Source organism: Pseudomonas putida, from assembly GCF_022627325.1.
GTDB classification, from domain to species: Bacteria; Pseudomonadota; Gammaproteobacteria; order Pseudomonadales; family Pseudomonadaceae; genus Aquipseudomonas; species Aquipseudomonas putida_X.
Genome location: NZ_JAETZZ010000006.1, coordinates 263,219 through 282,041, shown reverse-complemented (window position 1 = coordinate 282,041; position 18,823 = coordinate 263,219). Strand labels below are relative to the sequence as shown.

Annotated in this window: 20 protein-coding genes; 11 read left to right on the top strand and 9 right to left on the bottom strand. The window is 63.3% G+C overall.

Annotated features, from left to right (window positions below; translation table 11 throughout):
* Positions 1-6: 6 nt before the first annotated feature.
* From livH to JNA92_RS12275, 6 genes are all read left to right on the top strand, one after another.
* A complete protein-coding gene (livH, locus tag JNA92_RS12300) occupies positions 7-930 on the top strand; it encodes a high-affinity branched-chain amino acid ABC transporter permease LivH (RefSeq protein ID WP_008097482.1) in 924 nt (307 codons plus the stop codon).
* Positions 927-2,183, top strand: a complete 1,257-nt coding sequence (locus tag JNA92_RS12295) for a high-affinity branched-chain amino acid ABC transporter permease LivM (protein WP_241804909.1) — start codon at positions 927-929, stop codon at positions 2,181-2,183. The genes livH and JNA92_RS12295 overlap by 4 nt, the downstream gene beginning before the upstream one ends.
* Positions 2,180-2,947, top strand: a complete 768-nt coding sequence (gene livG, locus JNA92_RS12290; protein ID WP_241804908.1) for a high-affinity branched-chain amino acid ABC transporter ATP-binding protein LivG — start codon at positions 2,180-2,182, stop codon at positions 2,945-2,947. Before JNA92_RS12295 ends, livG begins: the two co-directional genes overlap by 4 nt.
* A complete protein-coding gene (locus JNA92_RS12285; protein ID WP_012313071.1) occupies positions 2,948-3,649 on the top strand; it encodes an ABC transporter ATP-binding protein in 702 nt (233 codons plus the stop codon). It begins immediately after the preceding gene.
* 181 nt (positions 3,650-3,830) lie between these two features.
* Positions 3,831-4,505 carry a COG3650 family protein gene (locus JNA92_RS12280; protein ID WP_241804907.1) on the top strand — a complete coding sequence of 225 codons (675 nt, stop codon included), beginning with the start codon at positions 3,831-3,833 and terminating at the stop codon, positions 4,503-4,505.
* 103 nt (positions 4,506-4,608) lie between these two features.
* Entirely contained in the window at positions 4,609-6,216 is a 1,608-nt protein-coding gene (locus JNA92_RS12275) for an NAD(P)/FAD-dependent oxidoreductase (RefSeq protein WP_241804906.1), read from the top strand.
* Between the two features lie 119 nt (positions 6,217-6,335).
* Here the strand turns inward: JNA92_RS12275 and JNA92_RS12270 are convergent, their stop codons facing one another.
* From JNA92_RS12270 to dinG, 6 genes are all read right to left on the bottom strand, one after another.
* A complete protein-coding gene (locus tag JNA92_RS12270) occupies positions 6,336-6,800 on the bottom strand; it encodes a glycine zipper 2TM domain-containing protein (protein ID WP_241804905.1) in 465 nt (154 codons plus the stop codon).
* A 199-nt stretch (positions 6,801-6,999) separates the two neighbouring features.
* Positions 7,000-7,647, bottom strand: a complete 648-nt coding sequence (pdxH, locus tag JNA92_RS12265; protein WP_241804904.1) for a pyridoxamine 5'-phosphate oxidase — start codon at positions 7,645-7,647, stop codon at positions 7,000-7,002.
* Positions 7,648-7,666: 19 nt separating this feature from the next.
* A complete protein-coding gene (locus JNA92_RS12260) occupies positions 7,667-8,650 on the bottom strand; it encodes an OmpA family protein (protein ID WP_241804903.1) in 984 nt (327 codons plus the stop codon).
* 99 nt (positions 8,651-8,749) lie between these two features.
* The gene (locus tag JNA92_RS12255; RefSeq protein ID WP_241804902.1) at positions 8,750-9,895 is read right to left on the bottom strand and encodes a serine hydrolase domain-containing protein; all 1,146 of its coding nucleotides are present in this window, start codon (positions 9,893-9,895) and stop codon (positions 8,750-8,752) included.
* Between the two features lie 106 nt (positions 9,896-10,001).
* On the bottom strand, positions 10,002-12,269 hold the full coding sequence (locus tag JNA92_RS12250) for a beta-galactosidase (protein WP_241804901.1): 2,268 nt from the start codon (positions 12,267-12,269) through the stop codon (positions 10,002-10,004).
* A gap of 81 nt (positions 12,270-12,350) precedes the next feature.
* Positions 12,351-14,495, bottom strand: coding sequence for an ATP-dependent DNA helicase DinG (dinG, locus tag JNA92_RS12245; RefSeq protein ID WP_241804900.1), 2,145 nt, complete (start codon positions 14,493-14,495; stop codon positions 12,351-12,353).
* Positions 14,496-14,593: 98 nt separating this feature from the next.
* Here dinG and JNA92_RS12240 point away from each other — a divergent pair, with 98 nt between their 5' ends.
* A complete protein-coding gene (locus tag JNA92_RS12240) occupies positions 14,594-15,058 on the top strand; it encodes a CopD family protein (RefSeq protein ID WP_241804899.1) in 465 nt (154 codons plus the stop codon).
* 16 nt (positions 15,059-15,074) lie between these two features.
* Here JNA92_RS12240 and JNA92_RS12235 read toward each other — a convergent pair whose 3' ends face one another.
* The 3 genes from JNA92_RS12235 to JNA92_RS12225 form a co-directional block, all read right to left on the bottom strand.
* Positions 15,075-15,350, bottom strand: a complete 276-nt coding sequence (locus tag JNA92_RS12235; RefSeq protein WP_241804898.1) for a DUF1145 domain-containing protein — start codon at positions 15,348-15,350, stop codon at positions 15,075-15,077.
* 19 nt (positions 15,351-15,369) lie between these two features.
* On the bottom strand, positions 15,370-16,083 hold the full coding sequence (locus JNA92_RS12230) for an OmpA family protein (protein WP_241804897.1): 714 nt from the start codon (positions 16,081-16,083) through the stop codon (positions 15,370-15,372).
* 87 nt (positions 16,084-16,170) lie between these two features.
* On the bottom strand, positions 16,171-16,863 hold the full coding sequence (locus JNA92_RS12225; RefSeq protein WP_241804896.1) for an OmpA family protein: 693 nt from the start codon (positions 16,861-16,863) through the stop codon (positions 16,171-16,173).
* 158 nt (positions 16,864-17,021) lie between these two features.
* Here JNA92_RS12225 and JNA92_RS12220 point away from each other — a divergent pair, with 158 nt between their 5' ends.
* From JNA92_RS12220 to JNA92_RS12205, 4 genes are read left to right on the top strand one after another with little or no spacing between them, the layout of a single operon-like run.
* Positions 17,022-17,516, top strand: a complete 495-nt coding sequence (locus JNA92_RS12220) for a DUF6231 family protein (protein WP_241804895.1) — start codon at positions 17,022-17,024, stop codon at positions 17,514-17,516.
* A gap of 3 nt (positions 17,517-17,519) precedes the next feature.
* Positions 17,520-17,996, top strand: a complete 477-nt coding sequence (locus JNA92_RS12215; protein ID WP_241804894.1) for a YchJ family protein — start codon at positions 17,520-17,522, stop codon at positions 17,994-17,996.
* Positions 17,997-17,998: 2 nt separating this feature from the next.
* A complete protein-coding gene (locus JNA92_RS12210; protein ID WP_241804893.1) occupies positions 17,999-18,475 on the top strand; it encodes an LEA type 2 family protein in 477 nt (158 codons plus the stop codon).
* A gap of 7 nt (positions 18,476-18,482) precedes the next feature.
* Positions 18,483-18,686, top strand: coding sequence for an SEC-C metal-binding domain-containing protein (locus JNA92_RS12205; RefSeq protein WP_012313055.1), 204 nt, complete (start codon positions 18,483-18,485; stop codon positions 18,684-18,686).
* Positions 18,687-18,823: the final 137 nt, after the last annotated feature.

The window sequence follows — 18,823 nt, the reverse complement described above, 5'->3', positions numbered from 1 at the left end:
GCTGTAATGCCTGAGATCTACCATTTCTTCCAACAACTGGTTAATGGATTGACCATCGGCAGCACCTATGCCTTGATCGCCATCGGTTACACGATGGTGTACGGCATCATTGGCATGATCAACTTCGCCCATGGCGAGGTGTACATGATCGGGTCCTACGTGGCCTTCATCGCCCTCGCAGGGCTGGCCATGATGGGTATCCATTCGCTACCGATCCTGATGACCGTTGCCTTCGTCGCGACGATCTTCGTCACCAGCGCCTATGGCTACAGCATCGAACGGGTTGCCTACCGCCCCCTGCGCAACAGCAACCGTCTGATCCCGCTGATTTCCGCCATCGGCATGTCGATATTCCTGCAAAACACTGTGCTGCTTTCGCAGGATTCCAAGGACAAATCCATCCCCAACCTGATCCCCGGGAGCTTCTCCTTCGGGCCGGGCGGTGCTGAAGAAGTCCTGATCAGCTACATGCAGATCCTGGTATTCGTGGTCACCCTGGTCGCCATGACCCTGCTGACCCTGTTCATCTCCCGCTCTCGCCTGGGACGCGCCTGCCGCGCCTGCGCCGAGGACATCAAGATGGCCAACCTGCTGGGCATCAACACCAACAACATCATCGCCCTGACCTTCGTCATCGGTGCCGCGCTGGCGGCGGTGGCGGCTGTGCTGCTGAGCATGCAGTACGGCGTGATCAACCCCAACGCCGGTTTCCTGGTGGGCCTGAAGGCCTTCACCGCGGCGGTACTGGGCGGCATCGGCAGCATTCCGGGCGCGATGCTCGGTGGCCTGGTGCTGGGCGTGGCCGAAGCCTTTGGCGCCGACATCTTTGGCGACCAGTACAAGGACGTGGTGGCATTCGGCTTGTTGGTTCTTGTCCTGCTGTTCCGGCCGACCGGCATCCTCGGCCGCCCGGAGGTTGAAAAAGTATGAACAGAAATCTCAAACAGGCGTTCTTCAGCGCCTTGCTGGTGTGGGCCGTGGCCTTCCCGGTGCTGGGCCTGAAACTGAGCATCGATGGCATCAGCCTGGTGGTGCACACCCAGGGCTCGTTCACCATCGGCATCATCGCCGCCTGCTCGGTGCTGATGTTCCTGCGTGTGCTGTTCGACAGGCAGTGGAGCTCGGTGATGGGCCGCCGCTCGGATCGCAAGCTGATCCCGCCGGCGGTAAGCAATTTCCTGACGTTGCCCAAGACGCAGCGCTGGATCATCATCGGCCTGATCGTGGTGGCGCTGGTGTGGCCGTTCTTCGGCTCGCGCGGAGCCGTCGACATCGCCACGCTGATCCTGATCTACGTGTTGCTGGGCCTGGGGCTGAACATCGTGGTCGGCCTGGCGGGCCTGCTGGACCTGGGTTACGTCGGTTTCTACGCTGTCGGCGCCTACAGCTACGCGATGCTGTCGCACTATCTGGGCTGGAGCTTCTGGGTATGCCTGCCGATCGCTGGCCTGATGGCCGCCACCTTCGGCTTCCTGCTCGGCTTCCCGGTGCTGCGCCTGCGCGGTGACTACCTGGCGATCGTGACCCTGGGCTTTGGCGAGATCATCCGCCTGTTCCTGCGCAACCTGACCGACTGGACCGGCGGCCCCAACGGCATCAGCAACATCCCCAAACCGGAACTCTTCGGCCTGACCTTCGAGCGCCGTGCCGCCGAGGGGATGCAGACCTTCCACGAGTACTTCGGGCTGCCGTACAACTCGATCAACAAGGTCATCTTCCTCTACCTGGTGGCACTGCTGCTGGCCCTGTTGGCGCTGTTCGTCATCAATCGCCTGCTGCGCATGCCGATCGGGCGAGCCTGGGAAGCGCTGCGTGAAGACGAGATCGCCTGTCGTGCGTTGGGCCTGAACCCGACCGTGATCAAGCTCTCGGCATTCACCCTGGGCGCCTGCTTCGCCGGTTTCGCCGGCAGCTTCTTCGCCGCCCGCCAAGGGTTGGTGACACCTGAGTCGTTCACGTTCATCGAGTCGGCGATCATCCTCGCCATCGTCGTGCTTGGCGGCATGGGCTCACAACTGGGCGTGATCCTCGCGGCCATCGTGATGATCCTGCTGCCTGAGCTGATGCGTGAGTTCAGCGAATACCGGATGCTGATGTTCGGTGCGCTGATGGTGTTGATGATGATCTGGCGTCCGCAAGGCTTGCTGCCTATGCAACGTCCACACATGGAGCTGCGTCGATGAGCCGCGAAATTCTGCAAGTCAGCGGCCTGAGCATGCGCTTCGGCGGCTTGTTGGCGGTCAACGGCGTGGGCCTGACCGTCAAGGAAAAACAGGTGGTGGCGCTGATCGGCCCGAACGGCGCCGGCAAGACCACGGTGTTCAACTGCCTGACGGGTTTCTACAAACCCAGCGGCGGCACCATTCTGCTCGATGGCCAGCCGATCCAGGGGCTGGCCGGCCACCAGATCGCCCGCAAGGGCGTGGTGCGGACCTTCCAGAACGTGCGCCTGTTCAAAGAGATGACCGCGCTGGAAAACCTGCTGATCGCCCAGCACCGCCACCTCAACACCAACTTCTTGGCCGGCCTGTTCAAGACCCCAAGCTTCCGCCGCAGCGAGAAAGAGGCCTTGGAGCGTGCGCAGTACTGGCTGGAGAAGGTCAACCTGACCGAGTTCGCCAACCGTACCGCCGGCACCCTCGCCTACGGCCAGCAACGCCGCCTGGAAATCGCCCGCTGCATGATGACCCAGCCGCGGATCATCATGCTCGACGAGCCGGCAGCGGGCCTGAACCCCAAGGAAACCGAGGATCTCAAAGCGCTGATCGCTTATCTGCGAGAGTCGCACGATGTCACCGTGCTGCTGATCGAACACGACATGAAGCTGGTGATGAGCATTTCCGACCATATTGTCGTCATCAACCAGGGCACGCCCCTGGCAAACGGCACACCGGAGGAAATTCGCGACAACCCTGACGTGATCAAAGCTTACCTGGGGGAAGCGTAAATGCTGAAGTTCGAGAACGTCTCCACCTTCTACGGCAAGATCCAGGCTTTGCATAGCGTCAACGTCGAGATCAATCAGGGTGAAATCGTCACCTTGATCGGTGCCAACGGCGCGGGCAAGTCGACCCTGCTGATGACCCTGTGCGGCTCGCCCCAGGCGCACAGCGGTAGCATCAAGTACCTGGGTGAGGAGCTGGTCGGCCAGCCTTCCTCGCACATCATGCGCAAGAGCATCGCCGTGGTCCCGGAAGGGCGCCGGGTGTTCGCCCGCCTGACCGTCGAGGAAAACCTCGCCATGGGTGGCTTCTTCACCGACAAGGGCGACTATCAGGAGCAACTGGACAAAGTCCTGCAACTGTTCCCGAGGTTGAAAGAGCGTTATGTGCAGCGCGGCGGCACCATGTCCGGCGGCGAGCAGCAGATGCTGGCCATCGGCCGGGCGCTGATGAGCAAGCCCAAGCTGCTGCTGCTCGACGAGCCCTCGCTGGGCCTGGCGCCGATCATCATCCAGCAGATCTTCGACATCATCGAACAGTTGCGCCGCGATGGCGTGACGGTGTTTCTGGTGGAACAGAACGCCAACCAGGCGTTGAAAGTCGCTGATCGGGCCTATGTGCTGGAGAATGGCCGGGTTGTCATGCAGGGCACGGGAGAGGCGCTGCTGACCGACCCGAAAGTGCGTGACGCCTACCTCGGCGGTTGACGCTGTCAGTTAGCGTTTCGGGGCTGCTACGCAGCCCCAAATCGCTCACCTGAATGGCATCAGGGCTTCAACCCATTTTCTGCCTGATGCAGATGCACCGCCCGTACCCACCTCTTGTGATCGGCGCCTGGCATGCGTACCGTGGCCTGCACTTCATGCAAGCATCCCGGAGCCCCGCCCCATGCGCCTCACCCCTTCCCTCGTACTCACCGCCCTGCTGCCACTGTTCGCCGGCTGCCAGATGCTGGCCGCGCCACCAAGCGACCCGAACATCGGTACTACACGCATGCAGGGCGAGTTGAGCGCCGGTGGCGGCCAGTTGCTGTTCAAGCCCTGCAACGAAGCCCGCCGGTTCGTGATCAAGGATGTCGCCGGCACCGGCATTTTGCAGGAAGCCGCGAACCTGGCAGACGACGCCGGTGACAAACTGTTCGCCGATGTGCGCGGGCGCCTCACCGGCAGCAAGCAGGCCGACAACGACGGTCAGCTCGAGGTGCGCACCCTGTACCGCCTGGATCCGTCCACCCGCGCCTGCGAAGACCCCAACTTCAAGCAACTGACCCTGCGCGCCAGCGGCCATGAGCCCGAGTGGGACGTCAAGGCCAGTGGCAAAGGTATGGTGATCAACCGCATTGGCAAGGAACCATTGCCGCTGCCCTTCCTGGAAGAGGAAGTGCCCGGCGGCGGCCTGACCCTGACCAGCGAAGCCAACGGCCAGCATGTGGAACTGTGGGCTGCCCCCCAGCGTTGCGTCGATACTGCCACCGGTGCCGTGCACCACCTGCGTGCCGAGCTGCGCATCGATGGCCAGACCCTGCAGGGCTGCGGCTACTACGGCGGTGCACGCGACAACTGATCGCCGGGCACTTTTATCCTGCCAGTCAGGGCGGCGAACAGCTTATACTTGGCGGTTTGTGTAAAGCCGCCGGCCGCCCATGGCCGGGATACTGGACCCTGCCATGCTACGAATCACCGAACTGAAGCTGCCCCTGGACCATCCCGACGAAGCGCTGCGCGAAGCCATTGTTCAGCGCTTGGGCATCCGTGATGAGCAACTGCTCAGCTTCAACCTGTTCAAGCGCAGCTACGATGCGCGCAAGAAGAACAGCGAACTGCTGTTCATCTACACCATCGACCTTGAAACCAGCAACGAAGCGGAGCTGCTGAGCAAGTTCGCTGACGACCGCAACATCACCGTCGCGCCGGATGTCACCTACACGTTCGTTGGCCACGCACCGGCCGACCTGCAGGAGCGCCCGATCGTGGTCGGCTTCGGCCCGTGCGGCATCATCGCCGGCCTGCTGCTGGCCCAGATGGGCTTCAAGCCGATCATTCTCGAGCGTGGCAAGGAAGTGCGCCAGCGCACCAAGGACACCTGGGGCCTGTGGCGCAAGAGCGTGCTCAACCCCGAGTCCAACGTACAATTCGGCGAAGGCGGTGCCGGGACCTTCTCCGACGGCAAGCTGTACAGCCAGATCAAGGACCCGCTTCACCATGGCCGCAAGGTACTGGAGGAGTTCGTCAAAGCCGGTGCCCCGGACGAGATCCTCTACATCAACAAGCCGCATATCGGTACTTTCCGCCTGACCGGCATGGTCGAGCAGATGCGCCAGGACATCATCGCCCTGGGCGGCGAAGTGCGCTTCCAGGAGAAAGTCACCGACCTGTTGCTCGACGATGGCCAACTGAGCGGCGTGGTGCTGGAGAGCGGCGAGCAGTTGCAGTCGCGCCATGTGGTGCTTGCCCTGGGCCACAGCGCCCGCGATACCTTCCGCATGCTGCACGGCAAAGGCGTGTTCATGGAGGCCAAGCCGTTCTCGGTGGGCTTCCGTATCGAGCACCCGCAAACGCTGATCGACAAGGCGCGCCTTGGCAAATATGCCGGCCACCCGAAATTGGGTGCCGCTGACTACAAGCTGGTGTACCACGCCAAGAACGGCCGCTCTGTGTACAGCTTCTGCATGTGCCCCGGCGGCACCGTGGTCGCAGCCACCAGCGAACCAGGCCGCGTCGTTACCAATGGCATGAGCCAGTATTCGCGTAACGAGCGCAACGCCAACTCCGGCATCGTGGTCGGTATCGACCCTGAGCGCGATTACCCGGGCGGCCCGCTGGCCGGTATCGAACTGCAGGAGCGCCTGGAAGCGCATGCCTACGTGATGGGCGGCAGCAACTACCAGGCACCGGCGCAGCTGGTCGGCGACTTCGTGGCAGGCAAACCCTCCACCGCGCTGGGTAGCGTCGAGCCGTCCTACAAGCCGGGCGTGACCTTGGGTGACCTGGCGCCAAGTTTGCCGGCTTTCGCCATCGAGGCAATCCGCGAGGCGCTGCCAGCCTTCGATCGACAGATCAAAGGCTACAACCTGCATGACGCTGTGCTCACCGGGATCGAGACACGTACCTCCTCGCCGCTGCGCATTACCCGCGGCACGGATTACCAGAGCCTGAACGTGAAGGGGCTGTTCCCTGCAGGTGAGGGTGCCGGGTATGCCGGGGGCATCCTCTCGGCGGGCGTGGATGGCATTCGCATTGCCGAGGCCGTGGCGCGGGACATCCTCGGGCTGTAAGCCGCCAGCGCCTACCCCAGCCTGAAGCCTGGAGCCGGATTGCCAGCGACAGGGCCAGGACAGGCCAATAAAAAACCCCGAACGGGCCTGGCCAGTTCGGGGTTTTGTTTTTGCCGCAATCAGTGCGTAACGCGGCTGGTACCGTCGACTGTCATGATGCGCACACGCTCACCGACGCGGAAGATTTCGTTCTCCTGCACGGCCTGCACGTAGGCGCGCATGCTGCCATCGTCCTCACGCACGGTGATTTCGACACCTTGGGTGCGGGTGATGCCTTCTTCGGCAGCGGAACCCGCCAGGCCACCCGCCACGGCGCCGATTACCGCAGCAACGATACTGCCACGGCCACCACCGATGGCACTGCCGGCAACACCACCGACGATTGCGCCTGCACCGCCGCCGATAGGGGTTTTGGTGCCTTCGATCTTGACCGGGCGCAGGGACTCGATGGTCCCCATGCGCACGGTCTGCACGCGACGGGCCTCATCACGGGAGTAGCTGTCGCCGGTCAGGCTGGAAGCACAGCCGCCCAACAGCAACGACAGGGTGGTGAACGTCGCCACCAGCAAAGCGGATTTACGCATGGGTAAAGTCTCCATAAGTCAGGTGTCCATTAGACGCTGCACTTCGACGGCTGTCACGATAGCAAAGCCATAAAAAATATTTCCGTTCAGCTACGGTACAGCCTCCGAGCCGGGCCTGGAAATCTAGACAGAAGATAGTCAGGGTTTACTGCATTGAAGTGCTAACGGCATGCAGGGCTGCCAAGCAGCCCCCCGCACCCTACGGCGCCAGGCGCTCGCGCAGCCACTGGCCATCGACCCATCGATAGTTCAGCCGATCATGCAGCCGGCTCGCCCGTCCCTGCCAGAACTCGATGCGCTCCGGCAGCACGCGGTAGCCTCCCCAATGCTCGGGGCAGTGTGGCTGGGTGTTGCAGAACCGGGCTTCAGTGGCCTTCACCAGCCCTTCTAGCGCCTCGCGGCTGGCGATCACCCGGCTTTGCGGTGAAGCCCATGCGCCAAGGCGGCTACCCAGTGGACGGACCTGGTAGTAGTCATCCGACTCTTGAGGTGTAACCTTTTCCACACGCCCTTCGATGCGCACCTGACGCTCCAGCGCCGGCCAGAAAAAGGTCATGGCAGCGTAGGGGTTGGCCAGGAGTTGCTGGCCCTTGGCGCTGTCGTAGTTGGTAAAGAAGGTGAAGCCGCGGTCATCGAGCCCCTTGAGCAGCAATACACGGCAATGGGGACGGCCATCACCGTCGACCGTGGCGAGCGTCATGGCGTTGGCCTCCACCGGTGGCTGCTCGGTCTTCACCGCATCGGCGAACCACTGGTGGAACAAAGCGAACGGCTCGCCCGGCGCCTGGGCTTCAGCCAGGCCATCACGGGTGTAGTCGCGGCGCATATCGGCCAGGGATTGGGTCATGGCTGCGTTTCCTTGACGATCAGTTGGTCTTCGCAGGGCTATTGGCGGCTACTTTTTTCTCGGCGGTAGCTTTCTTGGCCGCGGGCTTGGCCGGCGCGGCTTTCTTTTTAGCGGCGGTTTTAGTCGATGCCTTGGCTTTGGCTACAGGCTTCTTCGCAGCAGGTTTGGCCGCTGCCTTGGCGGCTGGCTTGGTCTCGGCTGGCTTGGTGGCAGGTGCCTTGGTGTCCTGGACAGCTACCATCGTGCTCGGTGCCGGCGCTGGACGCTGATACTTAGCCATCAAGGCAAGCATGGTGTTCTGCGGGGTCAGCATCATCTCCACGCGGCGGTTCAGGGCACGGCCTTCAACGCTGTCGTTCGCTGCCCGCGGCATTTCCGAACCCATGCCCTTGAGGGACAGGCGGTCACGGTTCAAACCGCTCAAGCGGAAAATCGCCGACACCGAAGCGGCGCGCTCCAGGCTGAGCTTCTGGTTAGTAGCCGCAGCACCGCTGGTGTCGGCGTGGCCAAGCACCAGCACGGCAGTCTTGGGATCGCCCTCGACAGCCTTGGCCACACGGGTAATCGGGCCCAGGCTCATGGGCAGCAGCATGTTCGGACGATCCGGGTTGTAGGAGCTGTCAGCCGGGAGGGTCACCACCAGCACATTCTCGCGGCGCTCCAACTCCAGCTTGCTGTCCTTGATCGCTTCACGCAGCTTTGGCTCGTACTGATCGAGCCAGGCCTGAGTGGCCTTTTCGTCAATTTTTGGCACAACCGGGCCCTTGGCCTGCTTGTCGTCACCGCCAAATGGCCACCACCAGCGGCTGGCGCTCTCGGACTTGGCATCGGCCTTGGCGACTTTTTCGGTAACGGCCTGCTTCACTTCCTGCTCGGCGACCTCGTCCGAACCGAATGGCCACCAGTTGCTGAGGCCGCCCTTGGAGGCATCCTGGGAATGGCTGGCGCAGCCGGTCATGGCGGTCAGGCACAGGGCGAGAGCTAAGGTTTTATGTGAAGACATCAGCGATACACCATGAAATAGAAAGAAATTTTGCCCACACATTCGAGGCGTTGGCATTGAGGATAGTCAAAGGGATTGCGCAATACCCGCGTTACCCGATCAAAGGCAAGTGCCAAGGACACGCACCAGTTGCTGGGCCCTGGGATCCATGAGCACGTAAGGGCCGAGGGTATTGACCACGAAACCGAAAGCAACGTCGTGCTCGGGGTCGGCAAAACCCACCGACCCCCCTGCGCCGGGATGGCCAAAGGCCCGCGCCCCCAGGCCGAAAGTGGCGTTGGCCACGGTGGGCTGGTCCAGCATGCAGCCAAGGCCGAAACGGGTCTTGGTCAGCAGGGTGCGATCCTCGCCGATGCTGTGTTCACGCGTCAGTTCATCGAGCAGCTCGGACTCAAGCAGGCTGCCGTCGAGCAGGCCGGCGTAGAAACCCGCCAGGCTACGGGCATTGCCGTGGCCATTGGCCGCCGGTTGCTGCATGCGGCGCCACTCAGGCTTGTTGGTACTGGTGAGGATGGCCGGCGGGTTGGTGAACGCACGGGTAGACAACGCCTCGGGCTCACGCATGGTCACCTGCAGCAAGCGCTGGGCGGCGGCATCGCCGGCGTTGCCCTTGCCGCGCGCAATATGCGCCACACGGTGGAATTCATCGTCCGCCAGGCCTACGTGGAAGTCGAGCCCCAGCGGCCTCGCGGTACGCGCCACGATCGACTCCCCTGGGCCACGGCCATCGGCGCGGCGGATCAACTCGCCGATCAGCCAGCCGTAGGTGATGGCGGCATAGCCATGCGCGGTACCCGGCGCCCACCAAGGTGTCTCGGCGGCCAGTGCATCGACCATGGTTTGCCAGTCATACAGGGCCTCTGCTGGCAGCAGCTCGCGGATAGCGGGCAAACCCGCCCTGTGGCTGAGCAGTTGGCGCAGGGTGACGCTCTCCTTGCCTGCCTGGGCAAACGCTGGCCAATAGCGCGCCACCGGCGCATCCAGCGCCAGCTTGCCCTCACCGACCAGCTGCAGCGCCGTGACGGCAGTGAACGTCTTGGTGCAGGAGAACAGATTGGCGAGGGTATCGCTGTGCCAGGCCTGCTGGCCGTCTTTGTCGGCACTGCCCGCCCAAAGGTCGATTACCGTCTCGCCACCGACTTGAATGCACAGCGCGGCGCCGCGCTCCTGAGGATCATCGAACAATGCCGCGAACGCTTCGCGCACTGCCTCGAACTTCAGCTCATAGTGACCCTGGATCTGCACCCGCTCGTTCTCCGTTCGACCTTGCCGAAAAAGGGGGCATTGTTTCAGTAGTTGGCGGTTTTGCCTACTGGGCAAGGCGGGTTGATCACGCAGAAAAGCGCCCTTTTCAGGGCGCCTCTTCGGTTGCCGCGCCCGAGGTAGAGCCCTCTTGGTGCAACAGGCTGCTCAACTGACCAACGGCCTGCCGGTTACTCTTGCGCACCGCCTCGACAAAAGCCGGATACGGCATATCGGTGATCGCCACCAAGCCAAGGTGCCCGTTTTCGCCATCGAGCAAGCGCCCGCTGGCGGGCTGGTCGAGGTATTGGAACCAGTGGGCACCGACGATCATCGGCTGCGCCAATGCCGCCTTGAGGAAGTTGCCGTAGGCCGGCCCCCGCTCCTCTTCACGTGCCACTTCCACCGGCCCTGGCCAGAAAGGCCCACGGTCACGCGAACCGAACTGGAACTCGGACACCAGCACGGGCTTGTCCAGCTCGGCCAGGCGGGCGAAGTCGTAGCCGTCGTCGGGTTTGAGGGTATAGAAGTTGAAGCTCAGCACGTCGCAGAACTCGGCGCAGGCCTTGACCGCTTCGGGTGTGCTGACGGCAAAGCGCCCGCCCAGCAGAAGGTGGTTGGGCGCATGCCAGTTCAGCGAATCGGCGATGGTCTTGAAATAGGTTTCAGCGAACACCTGCTGAAAGTGCTGGTAATCGCGTTCGATCTCAGGGTGCTCGGGGTTGGGCAGCGGCGCCTCGAAGCCCGGGTCTTCCATCAACTCCCAGGCTTGCAGGTCGATGCCCCAGGCCTTGGACAGCCCCTGCTGGTTACGGTACTTGTCACGCAGCTGCTTGAGAAAAGCACGCTTGGCCGGCACATCGGTTGTCAGACGCAGGGTGCCATAGGCAAGGCCGTAACGGGCCTTCGGGTCGTTGCCAGGCGCAGCCCAGGCCAGCTCGTTGTCGGCGAAGTAACCGATCAGCCAGGGGTCATCCCGGTGGTCACGTGCGGCGATGGCCACGGCACGCTCGGTGGCCATGGCGAAACGCGGATCGAACGGGTCGGGCATGCGCCCCCACCAGTCCATGCCTGTGCTGATGCTGGCATAGTCACCGACGATCGACAGCGGCAGTGTATAAGGCATGCGCTTGGCCTGGCCGAGCTCGGGGTCGCTCCAGTTGCCCAGGGTGTTAAAGCCCCAGGCCTGCAACCGATCGAGCGTATGCGCCTGCCAACGAGCGCTGTCCAGCGCAGGCGGCGGGCAGGGCGCGGCAGGTTGCGATTCGCCCTCCGGCGGGCAAGGCTTGCCATGGGCGCGGTGAATGTTGGCCGCATAGAAGTCGAACCAACGCCCTTTCTTGAAGTTGCGCCCCTGCGACGAGGCATTGCCATCATCGTTGTTGCTCTCGCCATAAAAGGCGCCGAGTGCGTCACCTTCACCCGGTAGCGCCTCGAACATGCCTTCGCGCCCTGCGACATAGGTACGCCCGCCATCGGCAGCCACGGCATTGACCCCCAGCGAGTAGAAGGGATGGCCATCGGGGGTTACCAGGTGCCAGCGGCCGTCACGCTTTTCGGTACGGAAGAAACCCTTGGCCTCGAACGCCGGCCCCGCCAGCAGGCCGCCGTAGATGTCCAGTTGTTGCTTGTGATGCTCGGCCCGCCAGGCCTTGAGCTGTTGCTGCTCGCGGCTGTCGGCAGCCTTCAGTTGGTCATCGTTGACCACCTTTTCGGGCCAGCGGCTGCGGGTGGACTGGCCGTAAGCGTCGATCAGCGCGTGGTAGGCGGCCTGGTAGGCAAGGTCATCGTCCTGGATACCGACCTTCTCGATCAGCAGGTTCTGCGCAACCTTGGGGCCGGGAATGCTCAAGCTGACGGAAACCACCTGCTTGAGATCGACCTCACCGGCGCTGCTGGTCAGCAGCAACCGTTGCCCCTCACGGTTCCAGGGCATCGGTGGGCCGGCGCGCATGCCCTGGCTAAGGGGGGAACTGGCCTTGAGCGGCACCATGACCGTCTGCGCAGGCCCTGCCGGCAGGTCGATACGGCTGGTCAGAGTACGCCCGTCGCTGCCCAGCACCGTGACATCGACGGTCAGCGCCCAATCCATGGCACTTTGCAGGCGCAAGGTCAGAAACTGCCCAGCCGACCAATCCCATGCGCCACTCTGTGGGCTCAGGCGCAGGGTAGGCCGTTCAACCGGGTTGAACACCACCCGCCGCAACACCTCGCCTTCTGCGGTCTGTTCTGCGTTGTACTGCGGCATCCCGGCCCCTTCGGTCACCACATTGACGACCGAGGCCGGGCGCACGAAGCTGAACAGCGTCTGCTGCCCGGCCAGTGCAGATGCGCTGAACAACAAGGTGAGAACAGCAGGCAAGGTGCGGCGGATCATAGGGCTCAGGCTCTCCTGTGAGGCCCTCATGGGCCCCCGACAGCGTGGTGGACAACGGGCCGGCACATCATGCTCCGGCCTTCAGGAAATCTCCCGCCGGAAGGGCGGTAGCGCATTGAGAATAGCCTTGCCGTAGCGTTGGGTAACCAGACGCCGGTCAAGCAAGGTAATCACGCCCCGGTCCTGTTCGGTACGTAGCAGGCGACCACAGGCCTGGATCAGCTTCAACGATGCATCGGGCACGGCAATTTCCATGAAGGGGTTGCCACCGCGGGCCTCGATCCACTCGGCCAGTGCCGCCTCGACCGGATCGTCAGGCACGGCGAAGGGGATCTTGGCGATCACCACATGCTCGCAATAGGCACCGGGCAGGTCGACGCCCTCGGCGAAGCTGGCCAGACCGAACAACACACTGTGCTGGCCATCATCGACCCGCGCCTTGTGCTTGTTCAGGGTCTCTTGCTTGGACAGATTGCCCTGGATCAGCACCAGCTTGCGCCAGTCGCGGTCCAGGCCGTCGAACACTTCCTGCATCTGCTTGCGCGAGGAAAACAGCACCAGCGCACCGCGGGCATCTTCGACGATGTTCGGCAGCTCGCGGATGATCGCAGCGGTATGCGCCGCGGCATCACGCGGGTCGGCCTTGAGGTCGGGCACCCGCAGCAGGCCGGCATCGCCATGCACGAACGGGCTGGGCACCACGCAGGTCACCGCATCGCGCGGCAGGCCCGAGCGCATGCGGAAACGGTCGAACTTGCCCAGCGCGGTCAGCGTCGCCGAGGTGACCAGCGCGCCATGGGCAACGCTCCACAGGCTACGCCGCAGCATTTCGGCTGCCAGAATGGGGCTTGCGTTGACCTCGATGTCGAACAGCGCCCCGCTTTCGGCCAGGGTCAACCAGCGGGCCATGGGCGGACTGTCCTCTGGGTCCTCGGCCGTGAAGGCGGTCCACAGCTCCCAGTTGCCCTGGGCGCGGGTGACCAGGCTGCCGAACAAGGGATACCACTCTTCAGCCTGGTGGCTGGCGATACCGATGTTGACCTCGCCGTCCATGCCTTCCTTGAGCAGGTCGGCCAGGCGGGTGAACAGATCGTTGAGGCGGGCGAAGCCCTTTTTCAGCTCGATGCCGACTTCGCGAATCTGCTCGGGCACCACGCCGCCTTCGAAGCGATAGCGCGGGCGCTCTCGCCCCTCCACGTCTTCGCTGGGGCGGAAGTCGGCGACTTGCTCGCACAAGGTGAACATGAACTGTTGCTGGGTGCGGATTTCCCGCGCCAGCTCCGGCACCTGCTCGATCAGCTTACCCAGATCGCCCGGCAAAGGGTGCTGGGCCAGCAGCTTGGTCAGGTTCTTGGCAGTCTGCTCCAGCCAGTCGGCAGTGGAACGCAAACGCGAAAAGTGGGCGAAATGGCCGATGGCCTTGTCGGGCAGGTGGTGGCCTTCGTCGAACACATACATGGTGTCGCGCGGGTCAGGCAGCACCGCGCCGCCGCCCAGGGCCAGGTCGGCCAGGACCATGTCGTGGTTGGTGACGATCACGTCGACCTTACCCATGCCTTCGCGGGCCTTGTAGAACACGCACTGCTGGAAGTTCGGGCAGTGGCGGCCGGTACATTGGCTGTGGTCGGTGGTCAGGCGCGCCCAGTCCTGGTCTTCCAGGGCTTCGGGCCAGCTGTCACGGTCGCCGTCCCAACGATTGCCGGCGAGCTTCTCGATCATGCTGTTGAACAGCTTCTGGCTGCGCTCGTCGACCTCGATATGAAAGCCCTCTTCCTCGAACAGCTGTGCAGTGGCCGATTGCGCGTGGCCCTCCTGCAGCAGGATGTCGAGCTTGGACAGGCACAGGTAGCGGCCGCGGCCCTTGGCCAGGGCGAAGCTGAAGTTCAGACCGCTGCTGCGCATGAGGTCGGGCAGGTCCTTGAAGACGATCTGCTCCTGCAGGGCCACGGTCGCGGTGGCGATCACCAGGCGCTTGCCAGCAGCCTTGGCGGCCGGGATTGCGGCCAGGCTGTAGGCGACCGTCTTGCCGGTACCGGTGCCCGCCTCCACCGCGACCACGGCAGGCTCGCCCGCGCGGCGGCCTTCGTCGTCGCAGGCAATGTCGCCCAGGACCTTGGCCACTTCGGCGATCATCAGGCGCTGGCCATAACGCGGCTTGAGGCTCTTGGCTTCGAGAAAACGCGAGTAGGCGCCCTGGATGGTGGCTTTGAGTTCGTTGCTGATCATGGTCTGCAGGCGCCCGAAGGGCTGGATATATTTTCAGTGTTTCGCATGGGGCGGCTATCATACCCCGCTATTGCCCATTGTGCCGCATGGAGATCCGGATGCTTGCCTTTGCCCTCCCCTACACACTGCATGTCCTGGCCGCCCTTGTGTGGGTCGGCGGCATGTTCTTCGCCTGGCTGGTGCTGCGCCCTGCCACGGTTGCAGCCCTTGAGGGGCCTGCCCGGCTTCGGCTCTGGGTGGACGTTTTCCGACGTTTCTTCAGATGGGTCTGGCTGGCGATCGCCATTCTGGCGATAAGCGGTGTCGGCATGTTGCACCTGCGCTTCAACGGCTTCGAGACAGCCCCCAGGTATGTGCAGGTGATGATGGGGGGCGGGATCGCCATGTTCGCGCTGTTCATGCGGATCCAGGCACTGTTGCTGCCTGAACTCAAGGCTGCGGTGCAAGCCGAAGACTGGGCCGCAGGCGCTGCGGCGCTAGGCCGGATCCGGCGCCTGGTGGGGGCCAACCTCCTGCTGGGGTTGGCGGTGGTGGCGGTAGCCAGTTCGCGGTTACCGGCGTAGCAAGGCCGCGCCGTGGTCAGCCACGGCGCGGCAGCGCTGCCGGCCGCGGTATGGACATCACATGGAAAATTCCCGTCAGCAGTATCTGCAAACGATCGAACCAGCGGTGGCTGCGCCCACGCAAGCTGCCGTTGAAGAACAGCACTTCCAGAAAGTGCAGGCCCAGCAAAGCAATGCCCGCAGCATTGATCAACAGGTTGAACGGCAGCGGCTGCGGCAGCATCAGGTTGAACATCACCACGCCCCAGAAAGCGATGGTGAGGGTCTTACCCAGGCCCAGAATGAATTTCATCTGCTGCTCCCATCGCTGCTCAGTTAAGGTGCAGGTCCACCCGCCGGTTGTGCGCACGGCCTTCTTCGGTGTCGTTTTCTGCCACCGGCTCGCTCGCCCCGCGCCCCTCGCTGGTCACCTTCTGCGGGGCCAGGCCCTGGCTGATCAAGTACTGTGCAACGCTGGCGGCACGCCGCTCGGAGAGGGCCTGGTTGTAACTGTCGGACCCGACATTGTCGGTATGGCCAACCACCTTGATCCGCGATACCCCCAGCTCATTGAGCCTGGGTAACAGGCTTTGCAGCCGTTGCTGGCTGCCCGCCGTCAAGTCGGCGGAGTCGAACGCGAACATCACCTGGCCCTGGTCGTCGAGGGAGATCACCTCTGGCTGCGGTTCGGGCGCAGGTTGGCTGGGCGGATACTGCGGCAGCGGGCAGCCCATATGGTTGACTGCGGTGCCGGCAGGCGTGTCGGGGCAACGGTCACGGCGATCGAACACGCCATCTTCATCTTCATCCCCATCCTGGGCGTAACAGATCAGGCCGCCGGCGATCACACCCAGGGCGCCACCGCCTGCAGCCCAGCTCGAGCTTTCTATAGCGCCCAGGCCGCCGCCCGCCAGCCCACCGAGCAGGCTGCAGATGGGCCAGGTCCGTTGATTGAGGGGCGCACTGCCGTCACTGTGGGTGGCGCAGCCTGCCAGCAGGCTGGAAACCACCAGCAACGGCAGCGCCGCCTTTGACATGACACTCATGATCAATGCTCCTGTGTCGTTGGCCGCAACCGGCCTACAGGAGTAAAGACGCGCCCGCGCCACTTCTCAAGGCGCAGGCGCACGCCGTCAGCGCTCGATCCTGATCTCGGTGCGCCGGTTCATCGAACGCCCATCGGCTGTGGCGTTGTCCGCTACAGGCTGGGTTTCGCCGGCACCGACCACGGACACGAAGCTGGCGCGTGGCACCCCGCTCTCGACCAGGTAATCGGTCACCGAGTGGGCACGGCGCTCGGACAGGTTCTGGTTGTAACTGTCGGAGCCAACGCTGTCGGTATGACCGGTGACGCTCAGTCGAGCGCTCGGTGCTTCCTGCTTGAGGCGCGTGGCAATGGTGTTCAGGCGCTCCTTGTCGGCTGCGGTCAGGCGCGCAGAGTCGAACTCGAAGTGCACGTCACGGATGACGATGACTTCCTCTTTCTGCACCACGACTTCTTCGACCACGGGCGCCGGCTCGGGCGGGCAGCCATTGGCATCGACCTGCACACCACGAGGTGTGCCAGGGCACTTGTCACGGCTGTCCGGCACACCATCGCCATCCTCGTCGCCATCGCCCTTGGCCCAGCAATAGCCAGCTGCCAGGCCGCCACCCAACAATGCACCCCAGCCAGCCCAGCTGGAGCTTTCGATGGCACCCAGGGCAGCACCGCCCACGCCCCCGACGGCAGCACACTTCGGCCAGTCGGTTTTTTGCAAACCTGCACAACCAGTCAACACACTGGTGAGCAGTACCAGGGGTATCGCTGTGCGTACTATGCTCATTTCGTAGCTTCTCCTAGGGGAATCGGCATAAGGCCGATCCATGGGAGTAAAGACCGCACATCTGATCCCTGCCAGCAATAAGCCACGACACGGTCATACGGCGCTTTGCCCACGGCCGACAGCCCGTTAGTCTTGGAAGACCTGAACGAGGATTGGCAATGACCGACGGTTTTTCCCAACGTACACCCCAGCAAGCCTTGGCGGCCCTGCTGGAGCGCTTCACCCCGCAACGTCTGCTGCTGGTAGGCACGCGCTTTCCGGCCTTGGAGGCCTTTGCCCAGGCACACCCGCAGGTGACCATCGAGACCTGCCAGCCAGGCGCGCTTGCAGCGCCTGTTGCCGCACAACGCTTCGACCTGGCATTACTGGTGGACTGCCTGGAGCACTTGCCCAAACGCACTGGCCTGGAGTTGTTGGGCGGCATCCGCAACCTCAACGCCAGCCGCGTCGCGGTGCTGGCCGACCTGCGCGCCTGTGGCTGGCAGGAAACCGATTTTTTTGCCCTGGCCCTGTCGGCCAGCGAGAAATTCCGCCGCGACGAGCAGGTCTTGAGCTTGTTCACCTATGATCTACATGACTACAAACAGGTCCCCGACTGGCTCAACGCCAGGTTCTGGGCCAACCCTGAAAACTTCGGCAAGTACTGGTGGTGATGAATGAGTGTCTCGGTTTGCCCCTGTGGCAGCGGTAACCTGCTGGACGCCTGCTGCGGGCACTACCATGCCGGCACCCCGGCGCCGGATGCCCAGGCACTGATGCGCTCGCGCTACAGCGCCTACGTGCTCGGCCTGATCGATTACCTGGTAGCCACCACCTTGCCAGCCCAGCGAAGCGGTCTGGATCGCAGCGCAATAGCGGCCTGGAGCGCACAGAGCACCTGGCTTGGCCTTGAAGTGGAAAACGCCGAGGTGCTCGGTGGCCAGCCCGAACATGCTTTTGTCACGTTCACTGCGCGCTGGCACGATCTGGAGGGTGATCATCAGCACCGCGAGCGCTCCGCCTTCGTGCAGCATGACGGGCGCTGGTACTTCATCGACCCGACCGTAGCGCTCAAGGCTGGCCGCAATGACCCCTGCCCCTGTAACAGCGGTCAGAAATTCAAGAAGTGCTGCGCCGGTTACGTGGGTAACTGAGGGTGATCGCCTTGGCCCGCCTGTTCCTGCTCAGCGCTGCGCTGACGTTGCTGGCGGGTTGCGCGATATGGGGCGACGATGACTGGCGCGACCCGCAGGTGCACCTGGTCAAGGTCGAGACAGTCAAGGCGCGCTTGCTGGAGCAGGAGTTCGTCTTGCACCTGCGTATCGACAACCCCAATGACAGCCGCCTGTTCATTCGCAACCTGGCGTATTCGGTCTGGCTCAACGATCTGATGCTGGTAGAGGATCAGGCCAGTATCTGGCGCAGTGTCGGCGGGCATGCCCGGCGCACCTTCAAGATCACCGCGCGGACCAACCTGTGGCGCCACCTCAAGCCGCTGGCCAAGCTGCTCAAGAGCGAACAACCGCTGCACTACCGCTTGCAAGGCGACCTCGAGACCGGGCTGATCATCCACCGGGACCTGCACTTATCGCGCAGTGGTGAGATAATCCCCGGTGATTTCATACCGGAGTAACCCTGCAATGACCCAACAACCCCATGTTCATGGCCCCGACTGCAACCACGGACACGATCATCACCACGATCACGACCATGGCCATGTGCACGGCCCGCATTGCAATCACGGCCATCAGGAGCCGGTTCGCAATGCGTTGAAAGACGTCGGCCGCAACGATCCATGCCCGTGCGGCAGCGAGAAGAAATTCAAGAAGTGCCACGGGGCCTGATCAAGCGCTAAGCGGCAAGCTTCAAGCTGCTGGAAAAAGCAGGCCCGCACCAGGTGCAGCTTGAAGCTACCGACCGCTGGTAAATAAAGCTTCCCCGCACCTTGCACGGCGCCTGCGCGCTCACTACCTTAGCGCCA

Bases quoted from the DNA above. Each gene is read 5' to 3' on its own strand.
- livH (WP_008097482.1), top strand. From the start codon at position 7: ATGCCTGAGATCTACCATTTCTTCCAACAACTGGTTAATGGATTGACC.
- JNA92_RS12295 (WP_241804909.1), top strand. From the start codon at position 927: ATGAACAGAAATCTCAAACAGGCGTTCTTCAGCGCCTTGCTGGTGTGG.
- livG (WP_241804908.1), top strand. From the start codon at position 2,180: ATGAGCCGCGAAATTCTGCAAGTCAGCGGCCTGAGCATGCGCTTCGGC.
- JNA92_RS12285 (WP_012313071.1), top strand. From the start codon at position 2,948: ATGCTGAAGTTCGAGAACGTCTCCACCTTCTACGGCAAGATCCAGGCT.
- JNA92_RS12280 (WP_241804907.1), top strand. From the start codon at position 3,831: ATGCGCCTCACCCCTTCCCTCGTACTCACCGCCCTGCTGCCACTGTTC.
- JNA92_RS12275 (WP_241804906.1), top strand. From the start codon at position 4,609: ATGCTACGAATCACCGAACTGAAGCTGCCCCTGGACCATCCCGACGAA.
- JNA92_RS12270 (WP_241804905.1), bottom strand. From the start codon at position 6,800: ATGCGTAAATCCGCTTTGCTGGTGGCGACGTTCACCACCCTGTCGTTG.
- pdxH (WP_241804904.1), bottom strand. From the start codon at position 7,647: ATGACCCAATCCCTGGCCGATATGCGCCGCGACTACACCCGTGATGGC.
- JNA92_RS12260 (WP_241804903.1), bottom strand. From the start codon at position 8,650: ATGTCTTCACATAAAACCTTAGCTCTCGCCCTGTGCCTGACCGCCATG.
- JNA92_RS12250 (WP_241804901.1), bottom strand. From the start codon at position 12,269: ATGATCCGCCGCACCTTGCCTGCTGTTCTCACCTTGTTGTTCAGCGCA.
- dinG (WP_241804900.1), bottom strand. From the start codon at position 14,495: ATGATCAGCAACGAACTCAAAGCCACCATCCAGGGCGCCTACTCGCGT.
- JNA92_RS12240 (WP_241804899.1), top strand. From the start codon at position 14,594: ATGCTTGCCTTTGCCCTCCCCTACACACTGCATGTCCTGGCCGCCCTT.
- JNA92_RS12235 (WP_241804898.1), bottom strand. From the start codon at position 15,350: ATGAAATTCATTCTGGGCCTGGGTAAGACCCTCACCATCGCTTTCTGG.
- JNA92_RS12230 (WP_241804897.1), bottom strand. From the start codon at position 16,083: ATGAGTGTCATGTCAAAGGCGGCGCTGCCGTTGCTGGTGGTTTCCAGC.
- JNA92_RS12225 (WP_241804896.1), bottom strand. From the start codon at position 16,863: ATGAGCATAGTACGCACAGCGATACCCCTGGTACTGCTCACCAGTGTG.
- JNA92_RS12220 (WP_241804895.1), top strand. From the start codon at position 17,022: ATGACCGACGGTTTTTCCCAACGTACACCCCAGCAAGCCTTGGCGGCC.
- JNA92_RS12215 (WP_241804894.1), top strand. From the start codon at position 17,520: ATGAGTGTCTCGGTTTGCCCCTGTGGCAGCGGTAACCTGCTGGACGCC.
- JNA92_RS12205 (WP_012313055.1), top strand. From the start codon at position 18,483: ATGACCCAACAACCCCATGTTCATGGCCCCGACTGCAACCACGGACAC.